Source organism: Vibrio sp. 10N.222.49.A3 (assembly GCF_041475145.1).
Lineage (GTDB): Bacteria > Pseudomonadota > Gammaproteobacteria > Enterobacterales > Vibrionaceae > Vibrio > Vibrio tasmaniensis_A.
Genome location: NZ_JBFRVM010000241.1, coordinates 1 through 1,243 on the forward strand (window position 1 = coordinate 1; position 1,243 = coordinate 1,243).

Below are 1,243 nucleotides of genomic sequence, written 5' to 3' on the forward strand. Positions count from 1 at the left end.
TGATCTGCTCCAGTTAGACTGGACACCGCATTAAGCGACATATTGTTTTTCAAAGTTAACTGGACTTAGATACCCAAGGGCACTGTGCCTTCTTGTTCGATTATAATCAACTTCGATATATTCAAAAAGTGCTTGGCGCATCTCTTCTCGCGTCATTATCGGCTCGTATTGAACGGCTTCTACTTTCATTGAGTGGAAAAAGCTTTCAACACAGGCGTTATCCCAGCAATTTCCCTTCCTACTCATACTTTGTTTTAGATTATGGGCTGAGATTAAGTCTCTGTAGTCTTTTGAACAATATTGGCTACCTCTATCACTATGGATAATTACCCCTTCGGGCATGCCTCTACGGAACAATGCCATTGATAGCGCATCACAGACCAGAGTCGCGGTCATTCTGGTGCTCATTGACCAACCAACTACTTGCCGTGAGTACAAGTCGATAACAACCGCCAAATACATCCAACCTTCGCTTGTCGCTAGATAGGTAATATCTCCAGCCCATTTTTGGTTTGGTGCTGTCGCATTAAAATCTTGCTCTAGCAAGTTCGGGGCAACAGGAAGCCTATGCTTGCTGTCTGTCGTACATTTAAACTTACGGGCTGCCTTCGCGACTAAGCTCTGGCGCTTCATGCTCGCGGCAATGGTTTTTACATCGTGCTTATTACCATTTGCCTCAAGTTCTTTTTGAATACGCCTTGCACCGTCGCGTTCCTTTTTATCATCAAAGACTTCTCGAACTTTGCTGTCAAGCTGCTTTCGGTGCTCGTTGCGTTGAGTGACTTTATGGCGATTATCAATCCAATAATAAAACCCACTTCGAGAAACCCCAAACACCTTAGCCATACGGACAATCCTATATTGCATAAGGTGTTCGAGCATAAACTCATAGCAATCTACTTTAGATTTTTCGCGAAGTAGGTGGCGGCCTTTTTTACGATATCTAGCTCTTCAGCTTGCTCAGCCAATAACCGTTTGAGTTTGGCATTTTCAGTGGCGAGTTCCCTTTCTCTATCGCTGATTTTCGCATCTTTTTTGACGGCTTTACGCCATCCATAAATTTGAGATTCATACAACGATAGCTGTCGTGCGGCAGCAGCGACACCGACTTTCTCTGCCAACTTAAGTGCTTCGGATTTAAATTCAGGAGCATGTTTGATTCGTGTTTTCTTAGTTGTCATTGTTCACCTCGTTAGTGATTGTACTCACTTAACTCAGTGTCCAAAACTTCTGGTGCAGATCA

General features: G+C 43.7%; 1 protein-coding gene. It reads right to left on the reverse strand.

The window, feature by feature from the left end; all coding sequences use genetic code 11:
• Positions 1 to 30: 30 nt before the first annotated feature.
• A protein-coding gene (locus tag AB4589_RS24115) for an IS3 family transposase (RefSeq protein ID WP_102300677.1) occupies positions 31 to 1,181 on the reverse strand; the annotation gives its coding sequence in 2 pieces (ribosomal slippage) (positions 31 to 938 and positions 938 to 1,181; 1,152 coding nt in all).
• Between the last annotated feature and the right edge of the window lie 62 nt (positions 1,182 to 1,243).